Genomic DNA, 2374 nt, shown 5'->3' on the forward strand with positions numbered 1-2374 from the left:
CGAGCCGAGCGCCTGCTCCGCCCGCGCGATGCCCAGCGAGCTGACCGACGCGCCGCCGCTGCTGATCGCCGTTTCGGTCCGCGCGCGTTTCGCCGCGTGAATCGCCGCCCGGAACAGCATCGACGCCGCGACTCCCGCCGCGCCGTGCGCATGCGCCTGCTCGTAAGCGCGGGTGACCTGCCCCAGAATCTGAGGCTCACCCAGCGCCATCGACTCCAATCCGCAGCTTACGCGGAACAGGTGGCGCGACGCGTTTTCCCCGTCCGCCGCGGCAGTATACGGCGCGACGACATCCGCGCGGCTGCCGCTCTGCGCCAGAAGGTCGGCCCACAGGCGGTCGGCGTAGTCCACCGAAGGGGCGAAGGTATACAGTTCCAGGCGGTTGCACGTTGAGAGTACGACGGTTTCCGTCTCACGCGCGCGGTCGAGCCACTGTCCCTGTTGTTCATCCGAGAGAGAGAGCTGCTCGCGCACTTCCAGGGGGGTGATGTGATGGCTTATGCTGCGCACAAAAAGCATGCTGTAGTGTCCTGTGTGGAGATGAGGGTCAGCCGCGATACGCTGCGGCGCTCGTTGGATGAACCGGACCGGCGCGCCTCCCCTTGCGTGCCGTCCGAAACTACCCCGCGCAATTCGAAGAACGACATCGATACTGCTTTCGAGAGTTTCAGAGTTACAGAAAACTAAAAACTCACTAAATCTGCACACACAATAAAAGAGGCGGCGGGCGATCAGATCCGCCCCCTCTGGCGGCGCGTGACAAATGTCACTTGTTCCTTGCGCCGCTTTAAGTTCACAATAATCAAAGTAATTTTAGCGAGTTTTGCATAGATTTGCACAGGAAGGTCCAATGACGTACCCACCGCCCCGACTGATCTTCTGGGAAACGACCGCGGGCTGTAACCTGCGCTGCATCCACTGCCGCCGCATCGAAGTTGCGGATCAACTCACTCCGCAGGACCTCAGCACCGCCGAAGCCAAAACCATGATCGACCAGATCGCTGCCGTCGGATCGCCCGTCCTGGTCCTGTCGGGCGGGGAGCCGCTGATGCGCCCCGACATCTTCGAGATCGCGCGCTACGCCACCGACGCCGGGCTGCCGGTCGCGCTGGCGACCAACGGCACGATGGTCGATGCGGATCTCGCGCAGCGCATCAAAGCCAGCGGCGTGAAGCGCATCAGCATCTCGTTCGACGGGGCCGACAGCGCCACCCACGACGCCTTCCGCGCGCTGCGCGGCTCGTTCGACGCGGCGATACGCGGCTTCAAAGCCCTGCGCGATGTTGGTTTGCCCGTGCAGATCAACACCACCGTCGCCAAGCACAATCAGGCCCAGCTAGAAGGCGTGCTGGCCCTGGCGAAAGATCTGGGCGCGGTCGGCCTGCACCTGTTCCTGCTGGTTCCGGTCGGCTGCGGCGTGGAAATCGCGGAGGATCAGATGATCAGCGCGCAGGAGTACGAGCGCGTGCTGAACTGGCTGTACGACGTGGAACAGTCCGAGCCGGACTTGCAGCTCAAGGCCACCTGCGCCCCGCACTACTTCCGCGTGATGCGCCAGCGCCGCGCCGAGGATCGCCGCAGCGGGATCGAGCGCGATCTGCCGGCGAGCCACGCGCGCCAGTTGGGCGGGCATCCCGGCGGTCATCCGGGTGGACATCCCGGCGGCCAGATGCACGCCGCGACCAAAGGCTGTCTGGCCGGGACGGGCGTCGCGTTCGTGTCGCACCGGGGCGAGGTTTTCCCCTGCGGCTATCTGCCCGTCGAGGCGGGCAACGTGCGTCGCGAGGCATTCGGGGACATCTGGCAGGACAGCCCGCTGTTCGCGGAGCTGCGCAATCCCGATCTGCTCGAAGGCAAGTGCGGCGCGTGCCAGTTCAAGTCGCTGTGCAGCGGCTGCCGCGCCCGCGCCTATGGGACCAGCGGCAGCTATCTGGCGGAAGAACCGTTCTGCGCCTACGATCCCGCCTCCCGTACCGTCATCCTGAGCTAGAGGTTGTTATGCCTTTTTGAGCGAGAGAACTGATTTCTCGCTTGTCCATTGACCTCACGATCTGTAGGGGCGGGGCTTGCTCCGCCCGTTTTTCCCTGGGGTCGCCGCGCAACTCTGTTGCGTGAGGTGGCTTCCCTTTCCCTCCGCTTGCGTGGGGGAAGGGGCCAGGGGATGGGGGGCCAGAAGTACATAACACGCCCTGGTCGCCACCGGCTGGCGGCTGATCGCTCACCGGAAATACGCGCAGAGGCGGGTGCGCAACACCCGCCTCTGCATCGACCCCCGCTGTTCCCTACTTACCGGCCCTATCCGGTAAATAACAAGTTCAGTCGTGTACTCAGCCCAGTGATGCCTCGCTGAAGTACACCGTGTCGGCGCTGACGT

The 2374-nt window shown here is 64.4% G+C and carries 1 protein-coding gene and 1 pseudogene; one reads left to right on the forward strand and one right to left on the reverse strand.

Features of this window, described 5'->3' with window-relative positions; genetic code table 11:
* Positions 1-519 (reverse strand): annotated as a pseudogene (locus V7116_RS17340) (glutamyl-tRNA reductase); the annotation flags it as partial.
* 331 nt (positions 520-850) lie between these two features.
* Between V7116_RS17340 and V7116_RS17345 the strand changes: the two are divergent.
* Positions 851-1990 carry a radical SAM/SPASM domain-containing protein gene (locus V7116_RS17345; protein ID WP_324393218.1) on the forward strand — a complete coding sequence of 380 codons (1140 nt, stop codon included), beginning with the start codon at positions 851-853 and terminating at the stop codon, positions 1988-1990.
* Positions 1991-2374: the final 384 nt, after the last annotated feature.

This window comes from Aggregatilinea sp. (assembly GCF_036822615.1).
Classification (GTDB): Bacteria; Chloroflexota; Anaerolineae; order Aggregatilineales; family Aggregatilineaceae; genus Aggregatilinea.

Bases quoted from the DNA above. Each gene is read 5' to 3' on its own strand.
- V7116_RS17345 (WP_324393218.1), top strand. From the start codon at position 851: ATGACGTACCCACCGCCCCGACTGATCTTCTGGGAAACGACCGCGGGC.